This window comes from Mesorhizobium sp. M7A.F.Ca.CA.004.06.1.1 (assembly GCF_003999135.1).
Lineage (GTDB): Bacteria > Pseudomonadota > Alphaproteobacteria > Rhizobiales > Rhizobiaceae > Mesorhizobium.
The window spans coordinates 1-1500 of the sequence record NZ_RZPQ01001070.1; the positions used below are offsets into that span (position 1 = coordinate 1).

2 protein-coding genes are annotated in these 1500 nt (G+C 53.4%); both read right to left on the minus strand.

Going from position 1 to position 1500, the window contains the following annotated elements; all coding sequences use genetic code 11:
• Positions 1–298: hypothetical protein (locus tag EN906_RS37870; RefSeq protein WP_206529253.1), on the minus strand; the 298-nt coding region annotated here is incomplete at its 3' end.
• A gap of 475 nt (positions 299–773) precedes the next feature.
• Positions 774–1500 (minus strand): hypothetical protein (locus EN906_RS37590; RefSeq protein WP_127269583.1); only part of this gene is annotated, 727 nt, incomplete at its 5' end.

Genomic DNA, 1500 nt, shown 5'->3' on the forward strand with positions numbered 1-1500 from the left:
GCTCCTTCGGGATTGCTTTGATGCTGCCGCTTTCGATCTGGTCCGGGTCAATCAATGCGTAGACAATCGGCTCGCGGTTCTTAACCACGCCTGAAGAAAACGGACTCTGCTTGGTGAGTTCTTTCGGACACTCTTTGCGGCTTACGTCTCTCGCAAATAATCGAGCAAATCGGCAGGCAAGACTTCCAGATTCGCTCTCTCCCGCCCGGGCGAGAATTGACCGCCACGATAAATTGCGTAGCCAACGGTCCCATCTTCCTCGATGCTTAGGATCGCGTGGCGCTCCCCCCATTTCCATTCGAAAGCGATCTCCCCATCATCCGCCCATACCGAAGGTAATCTGACACCAGCGGGTATTGCCTCCCAAAGCCTCGAAGCAAAACCAGCCATCCCGCCCGGAGCAGAAATCTTCGGGAACGCGGGAATCTCATAAGTGTTTGCAGGATTCGAGTGCCCTATCACCAAATTGGGCAGAGATAGGTCCGCGAACCAAGGCAAATGGTCCGTTACCGAAACCGTATTCGGATAGAGAGTTCTCTCCCACACAGACAACTCGGGCCATACCGTACTGACGTTTGGTGGCAGTGCACTGCCTGTGAGGGGTCCCCAGCCAATGAGGGGCAACTCTTCCAAAAAACAAACCCTCCCTGCCATCGTTTCTAGGACAGCAGGAGTAGTTCTAGCGGATGGCGGGATAGCTGAGCCCGGGCGCTGCTTGGGAACATAGGAAGGTCGCGTTCCACTATCTTCCCCGATTAAGGCTAGCGCACTCATCACAGTTCACCCGATTCAACATTCTGGCGACCGAGGCCAACCAGTTCATCCCATATAGGCACCAAAAGCGATCGATCCAATGGCGACGCATTGGCTGCGTCGGTACTATGATCGAGTTCAAGGCGCGCAGCAAAAACCTGCCCACCCATGACAATTCCAGCCTCATTCCCGCCAACTCTAATTGAGCCCCTCTGTATCTTCACAGACCCCAAGCTCAAAATACGGTTCAATTTTAGCGGCAGTATGTTGCTCCTCGTCGGGGAATTTATGCGATATAAAAAATCTTCAGTGTCCGGCTGAATTTTAGCACTCTTCAAGTATCCGCTAAGGATCGAATTCACACTCTTCTCGTCGGGCGCTTGTTGCAACATTACGGATCCAAGTGCCAGACGTGCCACCGGATGGGTAAAATTGGCAAGGAATTTCGACGCTACCGATTGGAATTCATCAATTCCTGCGTCCCATTCCGCGAATGCCGGGACGGCGGCGTCTTCGGCGAAATCGGCCTTGATGCCCATAATCACGTCGACCCTGTTTGGACCAAATCCCAAGGTCAGCCGACCAAGTCCAAAATCGCCAACATAGACCTTGCCGCCTGGCACGTTTTGCCGAACTTCAGCTTCGTCTTGGCCAGTGAGGAAGGTCCAATCTGCCTCGGTGCCCTTTGGCTGATCGGCAGTGAAGATAGATAGGCGCAATGATTCCAGTGACCAGTTGCTGCTCATA